The organism is Streptomyces sp. NBC_01224 (assembly GCF_036002945.1).
Lineage (GTDB): Bacteria > Actinomycetota > Actinomycetes > Streptomycetales > Streptomycetaceae > Streptomyces.
Window position 1 is genome coordinate 1,148,639 of sequence record NZ_CP108529.1, and the last position, 19,305, is coordinate 1,167,943.

Annotated in this window: 14 protein-coding genes and 1 pseudogene; 9 read left to right on the forward strand and 6 right to left on the reverse strand. The window is 71.0% G+C overall.

Annotated elements, in window-relative coordinates:
* Positions 1–16: 16 nt before the first annotated feature.
* Both OG609_RS05085 and OG609_RS05090 read left to right on the forward strand, forming a co-directional pair.
* On the forward strand, positions 17–433 hold the full coding sequence (locus OG609_RS05085; RefSeq protein ID WP_327271671.1) for a cupin domain-containing protein: 417 nt from the start codon (positions 17–19) through the stop codon (positions 431–433).
* A gap of 59 nt (positions 434–492) precedes the next feature.
* Positions 493–1,980, forward strand: a complete 1,488-nt coding sequence (locus tag OG609_RS05090) for a membrane-associated oxidoreductase (protein WP_327271672.1) — start codon at positions 493–495, stop codon at positions 1,978–1,980.
* An 18-nt stretch (positions 1,981–1,998) separates the two neighbouring features.
* On the opposite strand, the gene OG609_RS05095 is transcribed toward OG609_RS05090, so the two are convergent.
* From OG609_RS05095 to OG609_RS05105, 3 genes are all read right to left on the reverse strand, one after another.
* The gene (locus OG609_RS05095) at positions 1,999–2,808 is read right to left on the reverse strand and encodes an SAM-dependent methyltransferase (protein WP_327271673.1); all 810 of its coding nucleotides are present in this window, start codon (positions 2,806–2,808) and stop codon (positions 1,999–2,001) included.
* 73 nt (positions 2,809–2,881) lie between these two features.
* On the reverse strand, positions 2,882–3,118 hold the full coding sequence (locus OG609_RS05100; RefSeq protein ID WP_093896218.1) for a DUF397 domain-containing protein: 237 nt from the start codon (positions 3,116–3,118) through the stop codon (positions 2,882–2,884).
* Positions 3,118–3,978 (reverse strand): helix-turn-helix domain-containing protein, encoded by an 861-nt coding sequence (locus OG609_RS05105; protein ID WP_327271674.1) that lies wholly within the window; start codon positions 3,976–3,978, stop codon positions 3,118–3,120. The genes OG609_RS05100 and OG609_RS05105 overlap by 1 nt, the downstream gene beginning before the upstream one ends.
* Before the next feature lie 207 nt (positions 3,979–4,185).
* Here OG609_RS05105 and OG609_RS05110 point away from each other — a divergent pair, with 207 nt between their 5' ends.
* Both OG609_RS05110 and OG609_RS05115 read left to right on the forward strand, forming a co-directional pair.
* Positions 4,186–4,644, forward strand: coding sequence for an ATP-binding protein (locus tag OG609_RS05110; RefSeq protein WP_327271675.1), 459 nt, complete (start codon positions 4,186–4,188; stop codon positions 4,642–4,644).
* Positions 4,638–5,078 (forward strand): hypothetical protein, encoded by a 441-nt coding sequence (locus OG609_RS05115; protein ID WP_327271676.1) that lies wholly within the window; start codon positions 4,638–4,640, stop codon positions 5,076–5,078. The genes OG609_RS05110 and OG609_RS05115 overlap by 7 nt, the downstream gene beginning before the upstream one ends.
* Before the next feature lie 96 nt (positions 5,079–5,174).
* Here the strand turns inward: OG609_RS05115 and OG609_RS05120 are convergent.
* Positions 5,175–5,351 (reverse strand): annotated as a pseudogene (locus tag OG609_RS05120) (carbohydrate-binding protein); the annotation flags it as partial.
* Positions 5,352–5,823: 472 nt separating this feature from the next.
* On the opposite strand from OG609_RS05120, the gene OG609_RS05130 reads away from it, so the two are divergent.
* From OG609_RS05130 to OG609_RS05150, 5 genes are read left to right on the forward strand one after another with little or no spacing between them, the layout of a single operon-like run.
* A complete protein-coding gene (locus OG609_RS05130) occupies positions 5,824–9,465 on the forward strand; it encodes a DUF4132 domain-containing protein (RefSeq protein WP_327271677.1) in 3,642 nt (1,213 codons plus the stop codon).
* Positions 9,462–10,598, forward strand: a complete 1,137-nt coding sequence (locus OG609_RS05135; protein ID WP_327271678.1) for an ATP-binding protein — start codon at positions 9,462–9,464, stop codon at positions 10,596–10,598. Before OG609_RS05130 ends, OG609_RS05135 begins: the two co-directional genes overlap by 4 nt.
* Positions 10,598–12,958: a DUF5682 family protein gene (locus OG609_RS05140; protein ID WP_327271679.1), complete on the forward strand. Its 2,361-nt coding sequence runs from the start codon at positions 10,598–10,600 to the stop codon at positions 12,956–12,958. The genes OG609_RS05135 and OG609_RS05140 overlap by 1 nt, the downstream gene beginning before the upstream one ends.
* Positions 12,955–14,148 (forward strand): VWA domain-containing protein, encoded by a 1,194-nt coding sequence (locus tag OG609_RS05145; RefSeq protein WP_327271680.1) that lies wholly within the window; start codon positions 12,955–12,957, stop codon positions 14,146–14,148. Before OG609_RS05140 ends, OG609_RS05145 begins: the two co-directional genes overlap by 4 nt.
* Complete coding sequence (locus OG609_RS05150; RefSeq protein WP_327271681.1) at positions 14,145–16,169, forward strand: hypothetical protein; 2,025 nt, start codon at positions 14,145–14,147, stop codon at positions 16,167–16,169. Before OG609_RS05145 ends, OG609_RS05150 begins: the two co-directional genes overlap by 4 nt.
* On the opposite strand, the gene OG609_RS05155 is transcribed toward OG609_RS05150, so the two are convergent.
* Together OG609_RS05155 and OG609_RS05160 are read right to left on the reverse strand one after the other, a co-directional pair.
* Positions 16,166–17,512, reverse strand: coding sequence for a 6-phospho-beta-glucosidase (locus tag OG609_RS05155; protein WP_327271682.1), 1,347 nt, complete (start codon positions 17,510–17,512; stop codon positions 16,166–16,168). The two genes, OG609_RS05150 and OG609_RS05155, sit on opposite strands and share 4 nt — an antisense overlap.
* 148 nt (positions 17,513–17,660) lie before the next feature.
* A complete protein-coding gene (locus OG609_RS05160; RefSeq protein WP_327271683.1) occupies positions 17,661–19,253 on the reverse strand; it encodes a cytochrome P450 in 1,593 nt (530 codons plus the stop codon).
* Between the last annotated feature and the right edge of the window lie 52 nt (positions 19,254–19,305).

Sequence of the window (19,305 nt, forward strand, 5' to 3'; positions counted from 1 at the left end):
GCCGAGGATGGGGATCATGAGCAATGACACGACGAAGACCGCGCCCGGCCCCATCCTGCTGAGCGATGCGCTGAAAACGTTCGAGGCCCTGTGGAGCCCGCGGATCGTGGCCCGCGTCAACGACTACGACGTGCGAATCTCCAAGGTCCGCGGTGAGCATGTGTGGCACGTCCATGAGGACACCGACGAGTTCTTTCTCGTGTTGGACGGCACGCTGGACATCCAGCTGCGCGAGACGGACGGGGAGAGGACCGTCACCCTCGCCCGTGGCGCGGTGTTCGTCGTTCCGCGCGGGACCTGGCACAAGCCGTCCGCCGCCGACGGGGCCTCGGTCCTGTTCTTCGAGCCCTCCGGTACCCCGTCCGTGGGCGACCGGCACGACGAGGTCCCCGGCCATGTGGATGTGACGATCGGCCATGCCCTGGGGAGCTGAACGCGGCGGTGACCCGGCGGGGTTGACACTGTGACGGGCCACGGGTCAGAGTCCCGCCGATGGAGATCACCGAGCTGACCCCCGCCGAACGCCGCGTATGGGATGCCTTCCCGCGCGGCGTTCCCGTCGACTTCCGTACGGGCCTGGAGGACGAGGACGACCCGGATACCGGAGCCGGCTGGGGGCCGGAGCGCACGGTGCGCGGCGAGGTGCTGCGGGCCCTGCTGATCAGCGGCCGGCAGGAGGACGGCGAGGTGGCCGCGCTGCGTGTGATGGGCGCACGCATCTCGGGCTTCCTGAACGTGCGGTACGCGACGGCCGAGTACGCGGTGCTGCTGGCCGGCTGTCACTTCGAACAGGCGCCGAATCTGTACGGGGCGCAGCTGCGCCAGCTCAACCTCAGCAATTCGGTGCTCCCGGGCCTGGCCGCCGCCACCGTCCGGATCGACGGTGTACTGAGGCTCACGGACTGCCGGATCTCCGGCCCGGTCCGACTCGGCGGTTCGAGGATCACCCAGGCGTTGTTCTTCGACCGCACCCGGATCGGGGTGAACGCCGACGGTTCGACGGCGGCCGGCGACGAAGCGGTCCTCCAGCTCAATCATGTGATCGTCGGGGACGACATGTGGATGCCGGCACTCGTCGTGCACGGCGAGTTCCGCCTCGACGGTGCCGCCGTCACCGGGCAGGTACTGCTGAACGACGCCGAGCTGCTGAATCCGGGGGCGACCGCACTCCAGGCGGAGACGCTGACGGTCGGCACCGATGTCCACGCGATGCGGATCCGGGTCGAGGGGCGCACCAATGTGCGCGGCAGCCGGATACCGGGGCAGCTCAACTTCGCGTACGCACGGCTTTCGAACCCCGGCGGTGTCGCCGTGCGTGCCGGCAGTTGCACGGTCGGCGAGCTGTCGCTCCGGGAGGCGGCTCCGATCGAGGGAAGGGTGAATCTGCGCCGCGCGCAGATCGATCTCATCCACGCCGACCCGACGGTCTGGCCGCGCGATGTCCGCCTCGACGGGCTGACGTACACCGCTCTGCTCCCCCATCTGCCCGCCGGGCAACGGCTGCCGCTGCTCGGACGCGAGGAGGAGGGATACGTTCCGCACGCGTACGAGCAGTTGACGGCGGCGTACCGGCGGATCGGTGACGACGACGCGGCACGCACCGTACTGCTCGCCAAACAGCGCACCCACCGCGCCACCCTGCCGGGATACGCGAGGGTGTGGGGATATCTGCAGGACGTCACCGTGGGGTACGGCTTCCGGCCGGTGCGGGCGGCGGCCTGGCTCTTCTCGCTGCTGCTCATCGGGTCGCTGGCGTACGGATTGCACTGTCCGCCGCCACTGAAGGCCGGTGAGGCCCCGCCGTTCAGTGCGTTCTTCTACACCCTGGATCTGCTGCTGCCGGTCATCGACTTCGGGCAGGAGAAGGCGTTCAACCCGCAGGGCTGGTACCAGTACCTGTCATATCTGCTGATCGCGGCCGGGTGGCTGCTCGCGACGACGATCGCCGCGGGCATCACCCGGTCGGTCAGCCGTCAGTGACGACGCGGGGCCGGGCGGTCAGGCCTTGCGGGCTACGCCGGCGTAGCCCGGGATCGGCTCGTCGCCGCGGACGTCGATGGCCTCGCCGAGTTCCGGATGCCAGTCCGCGGAGAGCGTGACACCCGGCTCGACGAGTTCGAGTCCGTCGAAGAACGTGGTGAATTCGGCGTGGGAACGCAGGCGCAGTGTCATCCCGCGAGCCTTGTACATGGCGGATGCCTGTGCCGCACCCTCGGGGTCGAAGTCCCCGGTGGTGTGCGAGAGAACCAGGTAGCTGCCGGAGGGGAGCCGCTCGACCAGGCGGTCGACGAGTTCGGCCGCGCCGTCCTCGTCGTCCAGGAAGTGCAGCAGGGCCAGCAGCGACAGCGCGATCGGCTTGCCGAAGTCGAGGACCTTGCCGGCCTGCTCCAGGATGACTTCCGGCTTGCGGGCATCGGCCTGGATGTACTCGGTGGCGCCCTGTGGGGTGGAGCGCAGCAGGGCCGCCGCGTGCGCGAGAACGATCGGGTCGTTGTCGCAGTAGACGATGCGCGCGTCCGGGGCGGTCCGCTGGGCGATCTGGTGGAGGTTCGGCTCGGTGGGGATACCGGTGCCGATGTCGAGAAACTGGCGGATGCCGTTCTCGGCCAGCCACCGGGTGGCCCGGTGCATGAAGGCCCTGTTGACCCGGGCCATGTCGCGCCCTCTGGCGTCGAGGGCCAGCAGCTGCTGGGCCATCTGTTCGTCGACCGGGTAGTTGTCCTTGCCGCCGAGGAACCAGTCGTACATCCGGGCGGGATGCGGCTTGCTGGTGTCGATCTCAATGGCTTGGGGTTCGTGCCCGGTCATAGCGCGCTCCATGGGTCCATAGGTCGGCGAACAACAAGAGTGTGGGGCGAGGAGGGGCTCCGGCGCTGCGGATTCAGGTGAGAAGGAAGTCCGCCTGGCCGGACTTGGCCCCCTGGATGAAGGCGGCGATCTCACGGTGGGAGTAGATCAGGGCGGGGCCGTCGGGATCGGCGGACTGACGCACGGCGACTCTGCCGTCCGACAGCTTCATGGCTTCGACGCAATTGCCTCCGTTCCCACCGCTCCACGGCTTGTACCAGCCCTCGGAGCCGAGTTCGGCGGCCGGCATGCCGTTGTATATGGGTTCCATCACAGCTCCTTGCGGAAGTCCCGGAGGATTTCCTTCGTGCGTTGTGCAGTTGCGGCCTGAGCCGCCATGCGGTCCATGACTTCGAGGTAGGAGGCCACCTCGGGGCGCGCGTCGAAGTAGACGGCTCCGGTCAGGTACTCGCTGTAAACCATGTCGGGGAGTTCAGGGACGCCGAAGCGGAAGAGGACGAAGGGGCCGTAGGTGCCCGGATGGTGGCCGGTCGAGAATTCCGCGATCTGCAGCGTCACATGCGGCATCTCGGTCGCTTCGAGCAGCCGGTCGATCTGTCCGCGCATGGCGTCGACGCTGCCGACGGGACGGCGCAGCACCGTCTCGTCCATCACCACCCACAGCTTCGGGGAGTCCGGCCTGGTCAGCAGGGACTGACGCTCCATCCGCAGCGCCACATGGCGCTCGATGTCCTCGGGCCTGGTCTGGCCGACGGCTCCGGTGCGCATCACCGAGCGCGCGTAGTCCTCGGTCTGCAGCAGTCCGGGGACGAAGTGCGGCTCGTACATGCGCAGGAGGCTCGCGGCGCCCTCCAGGCTGACGTACATGCTGAACCAGTCGGGCAGCACATCGTGGAAGCGCTGCCACCAGCCGGGTTTATTGGCCTCCTCGGCGAGCTCCACGAAGGCGTCGGCCTCGTCGTCGGCGATCCCGTACGCCTTCAGCAGCAGCTGGACGTAGGGGATCTTGAGAGCGACCTCGGCGGTCTCCATCCTGCGTATCGTCGCAGGTGCGACCCGCAGCACCTTGGCAGCCTGGTCACGGCTCAGGCCGACACGCTCCCGCAGATCCTGCAGGCGTTTGCCGAGAACGACCTGACCCACGGTCGGGGCGGACCGCGGTTCGCTCACTTCAGACCTCCCGATGCGCTGTTAGCCAGCAGTGTGCCATGCGCAGGCCGTTCAAGACAGAACCACTCTGAAATTTTCAGAGTGCCCCTTGCCAAGTGTTCTCGACAGGGGGAGAGTTGGTGAGTGAACCAGTTCACGTAGTCACGGCCGCCCTCATTTGCGTGGGACCGCGGAGTGTGACGCAGCCCCCACTGTGAGGAATCGGTTGTGGCACCTGGCAGCGCGCTTGTCCCCCGGCTCATGGATCTCAGACCCGGGACGGAAGCGCTCCGGTACTGCTTCGCGCTGCCTGCGCACCCCGAGTCGGTGGCCGGTGCACGGCGGCTGACGAAGGCTCGGCTCGACGAGTGGCGGCTGGACGAGGACACGCACGAGGCGGCGATCCTGATCGTCTCGGAACTGGTCACCAACGCGGTGGTGCACACCGAGAGCGCTCGCGTCGTGTGTGAGCTGCACTACCTCGACAGACGGCTTCGCATAGCCGTACAGGACCAAGGACACCAGCCCGGCGGGCCGCAGCTGTGCCGCACCGCCGATGACGAGCACGGACGCGGCTTGCTGCTCGTCGACGCGATGAGCAGCTCCTGGGGTTCCCGCGACGCGGGCAACGGCTCGGGCCGCATCGTCTGGGCAGAACTGCCGCACGGCTCGGAGCGGTCATGTTGAAGAACGCAATGTCCCACCTGCTCGGAGCACGCCGCTCCCGTGGGCCCCAGCGAGCCGTCGCCACGGGCACAGTGCAGTTGCCGCTGCCCCCCGCGCTGTCGGCGAGCCTGGGCTGCGACGCGGTGGGGGTGCCGTCCCGGTACGGCTTTCGGCTCATGTCTCATCTGCCACGCACCGGTTGCGTCTTCGCGGACGCCGACCGCTGGTGGTGGATCGTGCCTGCGGGCTCCGACCTCGATCTGGACTGGCCCGCGCAGGCCGCCTATGCGAAAGGGGCCCGCGTTCCGGCAGTGCGGCCCCGGCTGATCCACCAGCCCGACAACCGCGCGCCGTACACCCCGCCCATCCCACTCTTCCTGATGGTATGTCAGCTCACCGGCGTGACGCCGTCGTGGGCACCGTCCGGCGGCGCACGCGCCGTTTCCGCTCCCTGACGCATCCGGGAGGGGGCGGGGTTCCCTCAGGAACCCCGCGTGCGTGCCGGTGACGGTGCGCAGCGGCTTCACGGACTGCTCCTGCCAGGTATCAAAACCGCCGGTGGACCTCACCGGCAGCACACCCACGTGCGGGCCGGCCGGGCTGTCCAGACGCACGTGGAGCACCCCGGCGTGACCTTCTCCGGCCGCCGCGAGGCGGGCCGTCAGCCGGTCCGTCCCTGCGCCGAACTGGACCTCGCGGAAAACGAACCGGTCGCCGGAGCCGAGCACTCCGGTCGCCGCGTCGCCCCGCGCCGCCCCCTTGACGTCGGTGGCCTGTTCGGCCTGGAGGGTGGCGGCGGCGTCCGGCCCGTCCGCGTACAGCCGGGGCGCTGACGGACGAGGTGGCGGCCGGCCGGATCAGCGCCGTACTCGATGTCACCGATCCGGAACCCCTGCGGCCCGATTAGCCGGCTTCTCGACCTGCCGGGCGCCTTCCTGACGCCGCATCTGGCGGGCTCGCTCTACCAATGAGCTGGAACGGCTCGGGAGTGCGGCGGTCGACGAGGTGGAGCGTCTGGTCTCGGGGTTGCCATTTGCTCGCTCCGTACACAGGGAAAAGCTCTCACACAGCGGTTGACCTGCTGCTTCACTCACCGGACACCCCGGTCACGCTGCGTTGTCAGTGGTCCGTTCTACTGTGGCACCACTGATCGAAAAGCCCGCGGCAGGCGGGCTGTCCGGGTGTGAAGGGGGCGGGGCCGTGCGCCGCTGGGAGTACGTCGAGGGCAGTGCCTCGAAGTTCTGGGAGACCGAGGCCGAGGGTGCCGTGGTGACGGTGCGCTACGGGCGGTGCGGGAGCGACGGGCGTACGCAGACGAAGGAGTACGCGTCGGCCGAGGCCGCGTCGGCGCAGGTCCGCAAGACGATCGCGGAGAAGGAGAAGAAGGGGTACCGCGAGGTGGGGGCGTCGACTGCGAGGGCCGCAACTGGAACAGGGGCTGCGACTCGAACCGCGCCCGGCGCGGTTCCCGAAGCGGACACTCCTGCGCTTCCCGAAGCGGACGCTCTTGCTCTGCCCGACGAGGACACCTTTGTTCTTCCCGCGAGCTGGCGGCGAACGCTCCACCCCCGGCGCGGCGGAGTGCACCGGGTGCCCGGCAAGGCGCGGAAGGAGACGCTCGAGAAGGTCGAGACCCGGATCGTCGAAGAGGCGTCCTGGATCAAGGAGTTCGTGGACGCGCCGCGTTCGGATGCGGGGCTGGCCGACCATCTCCGGTCGCATGCCGCCGGAAGCCCCTCGCCGGTCGGAGCGGCCGTACTGGCCTCGGTCGTCCAGCTTCCCGTGCCCGACTCCGCGTGGGCGGACCACTGGTCCGAGCGCTACGGTCTGCCGTTCGCCGCACGGGCCGCGGTCGAGCTGTTCTCGGTCGACGCCGACTGGCACCAGAGCGGCCACCGGCGGAGCGCGCCCCGGCTGGAGGCACTCGCAGGCCCGCGCCACGCGTACTGGGCGAGGGACCGCCGATTGCCGATGGACCGGGTCCGTACGCTGCTCGCCGTGGCCGACGAGGAGACCTACCGGGAGACGGTCGAGGCGCTGGCCGGGTGCCGCACCGATGCCCTGCGCAAGATCATCGTCTCTTATCTGGTACCGAGTGAGGCCGGCTGGGTCGACGACCTCTGCACGGACCCCGAAGTGAGCGCGGAGCGGGACCACACCCTGCGCGCCATGGTGTTCAGCTCGCTGAACTCGGCCGACCAGATGGCGCGGTTCCCCCACCGGCCGGCCTTCACCGACAGCGTCGCGTTCATCGCGACGGTCGCCGAGGGCATCGGACCGGCTATCGCTCCCCTGCTGGCCGACTCCCTCAACGGCAACCACTACTACCCCGACGGCGTGAAGCTCACTGCCAACTCCCTGGCCGAGCTCCCCACCGACGAGGCCTTCCTCGCCCTGCTGGCCCATGCGGACTCCAAGTATGTCCGCCCGGCTCTCCTCGACGCCATACGCCGCTATCCGGTACGTGCGGTGCGGCTGCTGGCCGCCGAGGCACGCGGCACCTCGGCCGCGTCGTCCAGCCGGACACTGCAACTGCTGCGCGGTCATATCGGCGCCCACCACGATCTGGTCTCGCTCGCACTCGAGGATCTGGACGCCGAGGTCGTGGAGATCGTCGAACCGCTGCTCAACCCTGCGGACCTGATCGCCGACGCACCCGTGGACGCCCTGCCGACCGTGCTGACGGCGCCGCCGTGGTCCCGGCCCCGCACCCATGCCAAGGCCGTGGTGGTGACGGGACTGACCACGGTGTCCGAGCCCTCGCTGGAGTGGCTGCCCGAGGAGCAGACGGCATGGGCGGCCAGCTCCTCCTGGTACACGACCAGGCACAGCAACGGCGACTGGGAGAAGGACACCGCCACCCTGCATCACGACTTGGCCGTGGGCGATCTACGGCCGGCCTGGGTCTTCGTCCACGGGCCCGAGGAACTGGTCGCTCCGCTGCTGGCCACCTGGGATCCGACCGACCTGTGGGACGGCGAGGACACCCTCAAGCCGATCGCCGCCCGCTTCGGCCTCGCCGCGCTGCCACTGCTGCTGCGCGCCGTGCCCCGGCAGCCCGGTGCGCTCGCCCCACTGCTGCTCCCGTTCGTCGATGCGCAGGTCGCCCGGCACATGGCGGACTGGGCGGCACGGCTCAAGTCCACTGCGGCGACCGCTCGTTCCTGGTTCACCCGGCACGGCATCGCGGCCGCCCCGCTCCTGGTGCCGGACGCCGTGGGCAAGGCGGGTGCCGCACGGCGCGCCGCCGAAGGGGCACTGACGCTGATCGCCACGGTGCACGGCGACACTGTGGTGCGCGATGCCGCCCGGGCGTACGGCACGCAGGCGGCTGCCGCGGTGGAGGCGCTGCTGGCCGCTGACCCGCTGGAGCGAGCGCTGCCCGTCAAGATGCCTGTGCTGCCGGGCTGGGCGGAGCCCTCGCTGCTGCCCCAGATCACAGTCCGCTCCGGCGGTGCGCTGCCGGCGCAGTCGGTGCGCCACGCCCTGACGATGCTGGCGCTGTCGAAGCCCGGCGAGGTGTACCCGGGGGCCGCTTCGCTCGTCGAGACGGCCGATACCACTTCACTCGCCGAGTTCGCATGGGCCCTGTTCGAGCAGTGGCAGCTGGCCAATTTGCCCGCGAAGGAGTCGTGGGCGCTGCACGCGCTGGGACTGCTGGGCGACGACGAGACGGTCCGCCGGCTCACACCGGTCATCCGGTCCTGGCCCGGTGAGGGTGCGCACCACCGGGCGGTGGAGGGCCTTGATGTGCTGGCGTCCATCGGCACCGACGTTGCGCTCCTGCATCTGCACGGCATCTCGCAGCGGGTGAAGTTCAAGGCGTTGAAGGCACGCGCCCAGGAGAAGATCGCCGAGGTCGCCGCGGGGCTCGGGCTGACCGGGGAACAGCTCTCCGACCGTCTGGTGCCGGACCTCGGTCTGGACGCGGACGGTTCGACGGTCGTCGACTACGGCACCCGTTCGTTCACGGTCGGCTTCGACGAGCAGTTGCGGCCCTATGTGCTGGACGGTGACGGCAAGCGCCGCAAGGATCTGCCGCAGCCCGGAGCCCGGGACGACGCGGAGCTCGCCCCGGCAGAGCGCAAGCGGTTCATGGCGCTCAAGAAGGACGTCCGGACGATCGCCTCCGACCAGGTGCGCCGACTCGAGGCCGCGATGGTGACCGGGCGTTCCTGGACGGCCCAGGAGTTCCAGGAGCTGTTCGTCGGTCATCCGCTGCTGTGGCATCTGGTACGCCGACTGGTCTGGCTGAGTGAGACGGGCGACGACGTGCGCACGGCGTTCCGGGTCGCGGAGGACCGTACGTTCGCCGACGCGGAGGACGATGTCTTCGCCCTGACCGACGACGCGACCGTGCGGCTCGCGCACCCGCTGCATCTCGGGGAGGAACTGGCCACCTGGTCCGAGGTGTTCGCCGACTACGAGATCCTTCAGCCGTTCGCGCAGCTCGGACGCACCGTGTTCGTGCTGTCCGAGGAGGAGAGGTCGGGTTACCGGCTCACCAGGTTCGAGGGCCTCAAGGTGCCGACCGGGAAGGTCCTGGGGCTGGAGCGGCGAGGCTGGGAGCGCGGGGCGCCTCAGGACGCCGGAGTGGAGCGCTGGATCTCCAAGCGGCTGACCGACGACTGCTATCTGGTGATCGCGCTGTACGAGGGCATCGCGGTCGGGGTGGTCGACATGTTCCCCGACCAGATCCTCGAAACGGTCTGGCTCGACGGCCGGCCCAACGATCACTGGGACAGTCGCAGCCACCTGCTCCGTTTCGCCGACCTGGACGCGGTGACCGTGTCCGAACTCCTCGGCGACCTGTCGGAACTGACCGAGGGCGTCGCATCATGACCGTACGGAACGAGACGCGCCTTGAGACACCGGACGGCGGTCCGACTCCGGTGCAGCGGCCACCGGCAGAGGTGCGGTACGCCGAGGAGCTGGCCGCACTGCGGGCCGGTGACCGTGATCCGCGGCCGCCGGGCTGGGAGTTGAGCCTGCGCGCTGCGCGCCGCTTCGTCATCGGTGACGCGGACACGGGTATCAGCCGGAAGTTCGTCGGCAATCCCTCATTGGTGGACCGGGCACTGGTGACACTGGCGACAAGCCGTGGGCTGATGCTGGTCGGGGAGCCAGGCACCGCCAAGTCGCTGCTCTCCGAACTGATCGCGGCCGCGGTCAGCGGGGACTCGACGCTGACGGTTCAGGGTGGCGCGGCCACCACCGAGGACCAGATCAAGTACGGCTGGAATTACGCACTGCTGGTCGCCGAGGGGCCCTCCACCCGCTCGCTGGTCCCGGCTCCGATGCTGCGTGGCATGGCGGAGGGCAGGCTCGTGCGGTTCGAGGAGATCACCCGCTGTCCGCTGGAGGTGCAGGACTCTCTGTTGTCGCTGCTCTCCGAGCGGGTGGTGGCGATCCCCGAGCTGACAGGGCCGGACGACATGGTCTTCGCCCGGCAGGGCTTCAATGTCATCGCGACGGCCAATACCCGGGACCGGGGCGTCAATGAGATGAGTGCGGCGCTCAAACGGCGGTTCAACTTCGAGACCGTGTTCCCGATCCCCGACCTGGACACCGAACTGGCGCTTGTCGAGGCGGAGGTGACCACTCTTCTGCGGCGTTCGGGGGTGGAGCCGCCGCCGGACCGGGATGTGCTGGAGGTCCTGGTCGGTACGTTCCGGGAGCTGCGTGCAGGGGCCGGCGGGAAGGGCGGCCCCGGTGGGGGCTCGGACCGTCCTTCGGCGGTGATGAGTACCGCGGAGGCCGTCTCGGTCGCCCATGCCGTGGGCGTGCGCGGCTGGTTCCTGCGCGGCGAGCCGGGCAGTGCCGCCGACGTGGTGGCGTGTCTGGCGGGGACGGCGGCGAAGGACAGCCCGGAAGACCTGGCCCGGCTGCGCCGCTATCTGGAGCAGCAGGTGCCGCGCCGTCGCAGCCCGGCGTGGCAGGCCCTGTACGACGCACGCCATCTGCTGGCCGACTGATGTCCGCGGTGTTCCTGGGGGTGCGTCACCACTCCCCGGCCTGCGCACGGCTCGTCGAGCGGACCATCGAGGAGCTTCGGCCCGCCCAGGTGCTGATCGAGGGTCCCGCCGAGATGAACGGACGGCTGGACGAGCTGCTGCTCGGGCATGAGCTGCCGGTCGCGGTGTTCAGCCACTACCGCGACGGGCAGCGGTCCGCGACGTCCTGGGCGCCGCTCTGCGACTACTCGCCCGAGTGGGTCGCGCTGCGGGCGGGGCGGGCGGCCGGGGCGCAGGTCCGTTTCATCGATCTGCCTGCCTGGCACCCGGCGTTCGCCGAGCGCACCAACCGCTATGCCGATGCGGAGGTCCGCTACGCGGAGGCGACGGAGCGGCTGTGCCGACAATTCGCGGTGGACTCCTCGGACGCCTTGTGGGACCGCCTGTTCGAGGTGGAGCCCGACGACGGTCTCGCCGAGCGGCTCGACGCGTACTTCGCGCTGGTGCGCGGGGACGCGGAAGCCGATGCCGGCGACCGGGCGCGCGAAACGTACATGGCGGCGTGGGTCCGGGCGGCGGTCGCCAGGGCCGGGGACCGGCCGGTGCTGGTGGTGACCGGCGGCTTCCACCAGCCCGCGCTCCGGGCGCTCACCGGATCCGGCGGGGGGAGCGCTGCCGACGGCGACGGCTGGGAGCGGAGCGCGGACGGGTGGCCGGTGGTGCCCGCCCCGCCGGACGGGGCCATGGCCGGGAGTTTCCTCGTGCCGTACTCCTTCCGGCAGTTGGACGCCTTTGCCGGGTACCAGTCGGGGATGCCGTCACCCGGCTACTACCAGCACGTGTGGGAGGCGGGCCCCGAAGCCGCGGCGGACGGCTTGCTGCGCGTGGTCGTCGAGCGGCTGCGGGCGCGCAGGTTCCCGGTCTCCACCGCCGATCTGATCGCCGCGCGGAGTCTGGCCCAGGGACTCACGGCGCTGCGCGGCCATCCGCGCCCCGCCAGGATCGATGTGCTGGACGGTCTCGCGGGCGCCCTGATCACGGACGACCTGGACCGCCCGCTCCCGTGGACGAGCCGGGGCACGCTGACGACCGGGGCCCATCCTGCGGTCGTCGAGATGGTGGCGGCCTGCAGCGGCGACCGCACCGGTCAACTCCATCCCCGCACTCCGGCGCCGCCACTGGTTCACGATGTGGCGGCGCAGCTGGCCGGGCTGGCGCTCGACGGCGGCCCCGAGGCCTTGTACCGCCTCGATCTCACGGTCTCCACCGACCTGGAGCGCAGCCGGGTGCTGCACCGGCTGCGGGTGCTGGGGATTCCCGGTCACGGGCGGACGGCCGGCCCCGAGCGCGGAATCGACCCGGTCTGCACCGAACGCTGGGAGGCGCGGTCCGTCTCGGGGCGCGAGGCCGCGCTGGTGGAGGCGGGGGCCTACGGCGCGACCCTGTCGGAGGCGGCGGCAGCCACGCTCACCGAGCGCACGCGGGACGCCGCGGCCGAGGCCGATGGCCTGGCCCGGGTGCTGTTCGACGCCGTGCTGTGCGGGATGGACGGGTTCTCCGAGGAGTTGCTCGGTGACCTGGCCTCAGGCGTAGGCGAGTTGAAGCACGCCGGATCGCTCGGAGACATACTTTCCACGGCCCTGGGGCTCTGGCGGCACGACCGGGTGTTCGGGGTGGCGCGCGGTCCGCTGCTCGCCACTGTGATCAACGGGGCGACGGGTCGGCTGCTGTGGCTTCTGGAGGGGGCGCGCGGTGCGTCGGGGGTGGACTTCCCTCGTCTGCGGGCCGTGGTCGCGGTGCGCGACGCCCTGCTGCACGCGCCGGGGTTGCTCTCCGTCCCGCGGGAGACGGCGGCCGCGATCGCGTGGCGGATCAGCGGCGATCCGGAGGCACCGATCGATCTGCGCGGGGCCGCGTTCGGACTGCACCGGGCCCTGGCGCAGGGCCCGGACACCTCCGGGGACCCGGCCGAGGCGGTACGTACGGTCGTGACGGCCGGTACTGATGCGCTCGGCGACTGGCTGGCCGGACTGTTCGCGCTCGCCCGCGACGAGGTGACGGGCGCGGTGCGGAACGAGGGCGGGGACGAGCGCGGCGGTGGCGCGGAGTCGCTGATCGATGTGCTGGACAGCCTGGTCTGCGCGCTGCCCGACAACGAATTCCTGTCGGGTCTGCCCGCTCTGCGTCAGGCCTTCGCATTCTTCCCGCCACGCGAACGCGACCGGATCGCCGGTCGCCTGTTGGAACGGCGCGGGGTGCGCGGCTCGTCGCGTTCCCTGCTGCGGACCACCGAGGACCCGCTGCTGATCGCCCGGGCCCGCTCCCTGGAGGAGTCCGTGTCCCGACTGCTGGCCCGCTATGAACTGGGAGCCACCCCATGACCACGCCCGAACACGTACCCGGCCGCGCACCCACGCCCGGGGAAGGAACCGGCACGGCTCCCGACGCCGGGCTGGAACGCTGGCGGCTGGTCCTCGGTTCCGCCGCCGAACGGCACACCGGACCGCTGGGGCCGGGCAACGCCGGCCGGGATGCCGCACTCGACTGGCTCTACGGCCGCGACCCCGACCTCGCCAGACGCGGTGTGCGCCGCTCCGGCACCACCCCCCGCCAGGGAGGTGACGGCCCGTCCGCCGTGACCGCGATCGACTGGCTCGACGACATCCACCGGCTCTTCCCGAAGGAGACCATCGAGCGCCTGGAGCGGGACGCCGTCGAACGGTACGGCATCCAGGAGATAGTCACCGACCCCGCGGTGCTGGAGCGGGTCGAGCCGAGCCCCACTCTGCTGCGGGCCGTGCTGCGCACCAAGCATCTGATGAACCCGCAGGTGTTGCGACTGGCCCGGCGCATCGTCGAGTCGGTGGTGAAGCAGCTCCTGGCCAAGCTCCGGCCGGAGATCCGCCGGGCGTTCCACGGTACCCGCTCCCGCAAGCCCAGCCGGGTGCCACTGGCCAGGGACTTCGACTTCCGGCAGACCGTACGGGCCAACCTCGCCCACTACCAGCCGGCCGAGCGGCGTCTTCTGATCGAGCGCGCCCACTTCCACTCCCGTACCCAACGCCATGTGACGCAGTGGCAACTGATTCTGCTGGTGGACCAGTCGGGCTCGATGGCCGGATCGGTGATCCACTCGGCGGTGACCGCCGCGTGTCTGTGGGGCCTGCCCGGCCTCAAGACGCACCTCGTCGCCTTCGACACCCAGGTGGTGGACCTGACCTCCGATGTGACCGACCCGGTGGAGCTGCTGATGCGGGTCCAGCTGGGCGGCGGCACCGACATCGCGCGGGCCGTGGAGTACGGCGCGGGTCTGGTGGAGAATCCGCGGCGCACGATCGTCGCGCTGATCACCGACTTCTACGAGGGCGGCGACCCCTACCGGCTGCTGCGCACGGTGCGGGCGCTGGTGGAGCAGGGCAGCACCGTGCTGGGGCTGGCCGCGCTCGACGAGGACGCCGACCCCGAGTACGACCGTGAGCTGGCCGGACGGCTCGCCGCGGCCGGGGCACACATCGGGGCGATGACACCTGGCCGCCTCGCCGAGTTCGTAGCCGAGAGGCTGGGCCGATGACCGACACGACGAGCGGCGCCGTCGCCGCACGCCCCGATCTGCTCGCCCTCACCGCGGACACGCTCGCGTCACTGGCCAACCGCGGCCTGGTCAAACGGGCCACGAAGGAGCTGGACGCGGGCACGGTGCCCGCTCTCATGACCGACCCGGACACCACGGTGCGAGCCCGTTTCGACGACGGCACCACCACGGCGCTGCCGCCCGGCACCGGTCTGGACGACGGCGACTGCAGCTGCGCCGCACCAGGGGTGTGCCGCCACCTCATCGCCCTGGTGCTGGCCTATCAGCGCGGGTTCGAGGCCGGGACGGCCGCCCCCGCCCCCGTGACCGACTGGTCCCCCGGCAGCACCGACGACACGGCCCTGGCCGAAGCCGTAGGCGCCCGGCCGCTCGCCGCGGCCCGCCGCGCCTTCGAGCGGGGTTACGCCGCCCTTGTGCACCGCCCGTCCCCGGACCATTCCGAGCCCCGGGTCGAACTCCCCACCTGCACGGTGCGCTTCCCGGTCCCCGGCGAGATCGCGTACGCGCTGACGGATGCGGCAGCCGTGCTGCGCGGCGAGATGGTGGCGCTCGCGGTATGGGCGTTCCGGGCCGCCGACGCAGCGGGGACCGACGAGCGGCCCGTCCCCGTCCAGGTCGGCGGACGCGCCACCGCGCCGCCCACGGCCGGGCCCGCGCTCGACGCGGCCGTCGAGCTGGCGGGAGAGCTGCTGGTGGAGGGCGTGGCCCATGTCGGACCGGTCCACGGCGGAGCCCTGGCACGGGCCGGTGCCGGGCTGACCGCCGAGTCACTGCACTGGCCCGCGGGTGCGCTCGCCGAGTTGACGGACCAGCTCACGGCGTACGCCGACCGCAACGCCCACTACCGCCCGGAGATGGTCGCCGCCCTGCTCACCGAGTTGTACGCCCGTAGGCGGGCCGGCGCGCTCCCCGGCGTACTGGGTAGCCGCGATGCCGGTGACACCCCGCTGCGCCGGGTCCGGCTCACCTCGCTCGGCTGCCGTGTCCACGGCACACCGCAGTCCCTGATCTGCGAGGTGTATTTCGCTCATCCCGGCGCGGGCACCGTCCTCGTCCTGCGAAAGACCTGGACGGCTGGCGAGGGCAAGGAGCTCACCGGCCATCTGCTGTCCACCCGCCGCGTCCTCGCCACGCCGCTGAGCTCACTGGCCGCCGGAAGCCTGGTCAGCGAGAGCGTGCGGCGCACGCCGAGCCGCGCGCTGACGATCGCCCGGGGCCGGCTGGGCACGACGACCATCACGCCCGTCGGCGCCGCCTGGACGGAGCTTCCGGAGCCGTTGCTCGTACGGGATCTGTCCGCGCTGACGGCGGGCTGGGAGGGCAGGCCGCCCCGGCTGATCCGGCCGCGGATCGAGGCGGAGGCGGTCCATGTCGTCGCCCTGTCACAGGTGGAGAGCGTCGGTTACGACCCAGCCGAGCAGCGCCTCGAAGCCGTCGTGCGCGATGCCTCGGGGACCCCCGCGCTGGTGACGTCGGGCTACCGGCCGGAGTGCCCCGGTGCGTTGGACGCCCTGGCCGACGCGCTGGAGGGCGGCGCCACGCACGTCAGTGGTTCGGTGCACCGCTCCGGTGGTGGAATCCGGATCGATCCGATCGCGGTGCTCACCCCGGCCGGGGTGGTCGTGCCCGATCTCGCGCCCGGTGACGGTTCCACGGCGTTGGCAGCGACGGTGCACCGTCCGTCCGATCCGCTGACGGCGGTGCTGGACGAGGCGATATCCGCCATGTCGGCGGTGCCGCACAGCGGACTGCGCCATCTGAACAGCCCCGCCCGTTCCCGTATCGACGAGGCGGCGACCGCGCTGTCACGCACCGGCCTGACCCGTGCCGCGACCCTGCTGCGCGCCTTCCTCGACGCTCTGGACGCCGGGGCCGCGCCGAACGGGGAGGGCCTCGCCGCCCGCTCCGATGCGTGGCTGGAAGCCCAGCTCCATCTCCTGGTCAGCAGCGAACTCCGTTCCTCTCAACCGGAGTTCGTGGCAGCTTCGGTATCCGCCTAGGGCCGGTTCAGATAGGCGAGCCCGGGATGGGCCTTCGTGTACCCGTCGAGGAGTCGTCCGGCCACGGTCACCGAGTCGACCAGTGGGTGCAGCGCGAAGGCCTTCACGGCGGTGGCGCGTGATCCGCTTTCCGCCGCGTCCAGTACCGCGCGCTCGACGGCCTTGACCGCGGTGACCAGGCCGACGGCGTGGTACGGAAGCGGGTCGACGGCGACGGGACGGGCGCCGTTCGCGTCGACCAGGCACGGCACCTCGATGACGGCGTCCGTGTCGAACACGGAAAGCGTCGTGCGGTTGCGGACGTTGAGGATGAGCGAGGTCCGTTCGTTGCGGGCGACGGCCCGCATGAGGGCGAGCGCCACCTTCTCGTAGCCGCCGGACTCCAGATCGCTCTCGTCCCGCTCGCCGACCCCGGCGACCTCCCGGTTCTCCGACATATAGGTGGCTTCGCGTTCGGCGCGGGTGCGGTCCCAGGCCGGCAGTGCGGGGGCGGCCGGGTCCTTCACCCGGGCGTAGAAGCCCTCCTGCTGCTCACGGAGAAAGGAGCCCCGGGTCTGCTCGGCGTCCTGGTAGGCGCGTACGGCTTCCCGGTTGAAGTAGTAGTAGTGCAGATACTCGTTGGGGATGGCGCCCAGCGACTGCAGCCAGTCGACGCCGAAGAGTCTGCCTTCCTCGAAGGAACCGAGAAGTTCCGGGTCCGCCAGCAGCCGCGGGAGTTCGTCGCGGCCGTCGACGTGCAGTGCGCGGACCCAGCCGAGATGGTTGAGGCCGACGTAGTCGATCCGGGATCGGTCGGGGTCGGCGCCGAGCACCCGAGCGATTCGGCGGCCGAGGCCGACCGGGGAGTCGCAGATGCCGATGACCCGGTCCCCCAGGTGACGGGACATGGCCTCGGTGACCAGGCCTGCCGGGTTGGTGAAGTTGATGACCCAGGCGTCCGGGGCGAGCCGCGCGATGCGTTGGGCGAGGTCGACGGCGACGGGCACGGTGCGCAGCCCGTACGCGATGCCGCCCGCCCCGACCGTCTCCTGGCCGAGTACGCCTTGGTCGAGGGCGACCCGTTCGTCGGTGGCCCGCCCTTCGAGACCTCCGACGCGAACCGCCGAGAAGACGAAGTCGGCGCCGCTCAGCGCCTCGTCGAGCTCGGTGGTGGCGGTGACGGCGGGCGCGTCCGGGACGTTCGCGGCCTGTTCGCCGAGCACCCGGGCGATAGCGGTGAGCCGGCCGGCGTCGGTGTCGTAGAGGGTGACCGCGGTCACGCGGCCCTCGGCGTGATCGGCGAGCAGCGCCCCGTACACGAGTGGAACCCGGAATCCGCCGCCGCCCAGAATTGTCAGCTTCACGCTTCCGCATGGTACGTGGGCGGGCCCGGACGGGGCCCGGGCGACTCCGGAAGGCAGCTGTCCACCGGCGCCGACAGCACCCGGCCCGGAGGCCGCGGACCGGCGGGTCCGCGCCACCGGGCCGGTGATTCGTCTCGATCCCGCCGGTTCAGTTGCCGCTCCACCAGCGCGATACGGCCCGCCACAGCCTCGCGGGGGCGGCTTGCCTGCGCTGCTGCGGGATCCGGCCCGCGGCGGACCGCCCGGCGGACGTGCCACCGGACTCGTCGGTCACCGTCGCAGTGGACGTCACACCAGGCGCACCGGGCGCAGCCGGCGCACCCATCGAGGCAGGCGCCGGTGCCGCACCGGGAGTGCGTCCGGGTGTGGGGGCGGTGTGCCGGACCGTGGACTGCGCCTCCCAGTCCTGGCGCGGCAGGTTCGGCCTCCCTATGGACGGCGGTTCCTTGTCGTCCTGCGGCTCACGCGCGGCGAAGTCCGCCGGAAGCTCCACCAGGTGCCGGCCCATGATGTTCCCGATCCATCTCAGCTCGCTCTCGTCGACGGCCAGTTCGAGGTCGGGGAGCCGCATGAGCAGGGCGTCGACACCGACGTCCGCGATGGCGCGTCCGATGTCCTGCCCCGGGCATTCATGGGGGCCGCCGCTGAATGCGAGGTGGGCGCGGTTGCCTTCCATGTCGGCGTTGAGGTCGGGCCGCACCAGCGGATCGGTGTTGGCCGGTGCGATGCCGACGATCAGGGCGTCGCCCGCCTTGATCTGCTTACCGCCCAGTTCGGTGTCGCCGACCGCCCAGCGGCCGAAGACCGCGGTGAACGGCGGTTCGTCCCACAGGGTCTGCTCGACCGCTTCGGGCACCGTCATATGACCACCGCTGAGCCTGGCCCGGAAGCGGGGATCGGTGAGCACCATGCGCAGGACGTTGGCGATCAGGTTGGCGGTCGCCTCGTAGGAGGCGATGAGGATCAGCCGCAGATGCTCGCTGACCTCCTGGTCGTTCATTCCTGCCGGATGCTCGACGAGCCAGGTGGCGAAGTCGTCGGCGGGTTCGCGCCGGCGGCGCTGGACGAGCCGGGTCAGTGCCTGAAGGACGTAGGCGTTGCTCGCGACGGCGGTCGCCGTGCCGCGGGTCATGTCACGGGCGGCCTGGACCATCCGGTCGTTGTACTCCTCGGGCATGCCGAGGATCGCGCACATCACCATCATCGGCAGCCGCTCGGCGAACTGGCTGACCAGGTCGACGCGGCCTTCCTGGCAGAAGCCGTTGACGAGCCGGTTGCTGTAGCGGTTGACGTGGCGGCGCACCCCGCGGGTGTCGATGCGGCCCATGCTGTCGGTGACCGCGCCGCGCTGGCGTTCATGGGTGGCGCCGTCGGCGAAGACACAGACCGGCTGCCAGGTGAAGATCGGGGCCAGTGGGTGGTCCGGGGCGACTGTGCCGTCCTGCAGGGCCCGCCATCGCCGGGAGTCGCGGGAGAACTGCGAGGGGGTACGGGTCATGTGCAGGTTCTCGCTGTGCCCGAGGACCAGCCAGGCGGGTACGTCTCCGTGCAGCAGTACGGGGGCCACGCTGCCGTGTTCGGCGCGCAGTTTGTCGTACAGCCCGTGGGGGTCCCGCTCGGCCTCCGGGCCGTAGAGCCGGCGCAGTCCGCCGGGGCCGACACCGAGGCCGTGGGCCGGGCACTCGGGGGGCGGAACCGGCCCCTGAGCCGCTCCGGGCTCGTAGTGAAAGGGGGTTGTCACGATCGCTCCAGGGATCAGGATTCCAAGGACCAGACGGATGGGACGCGCGGGG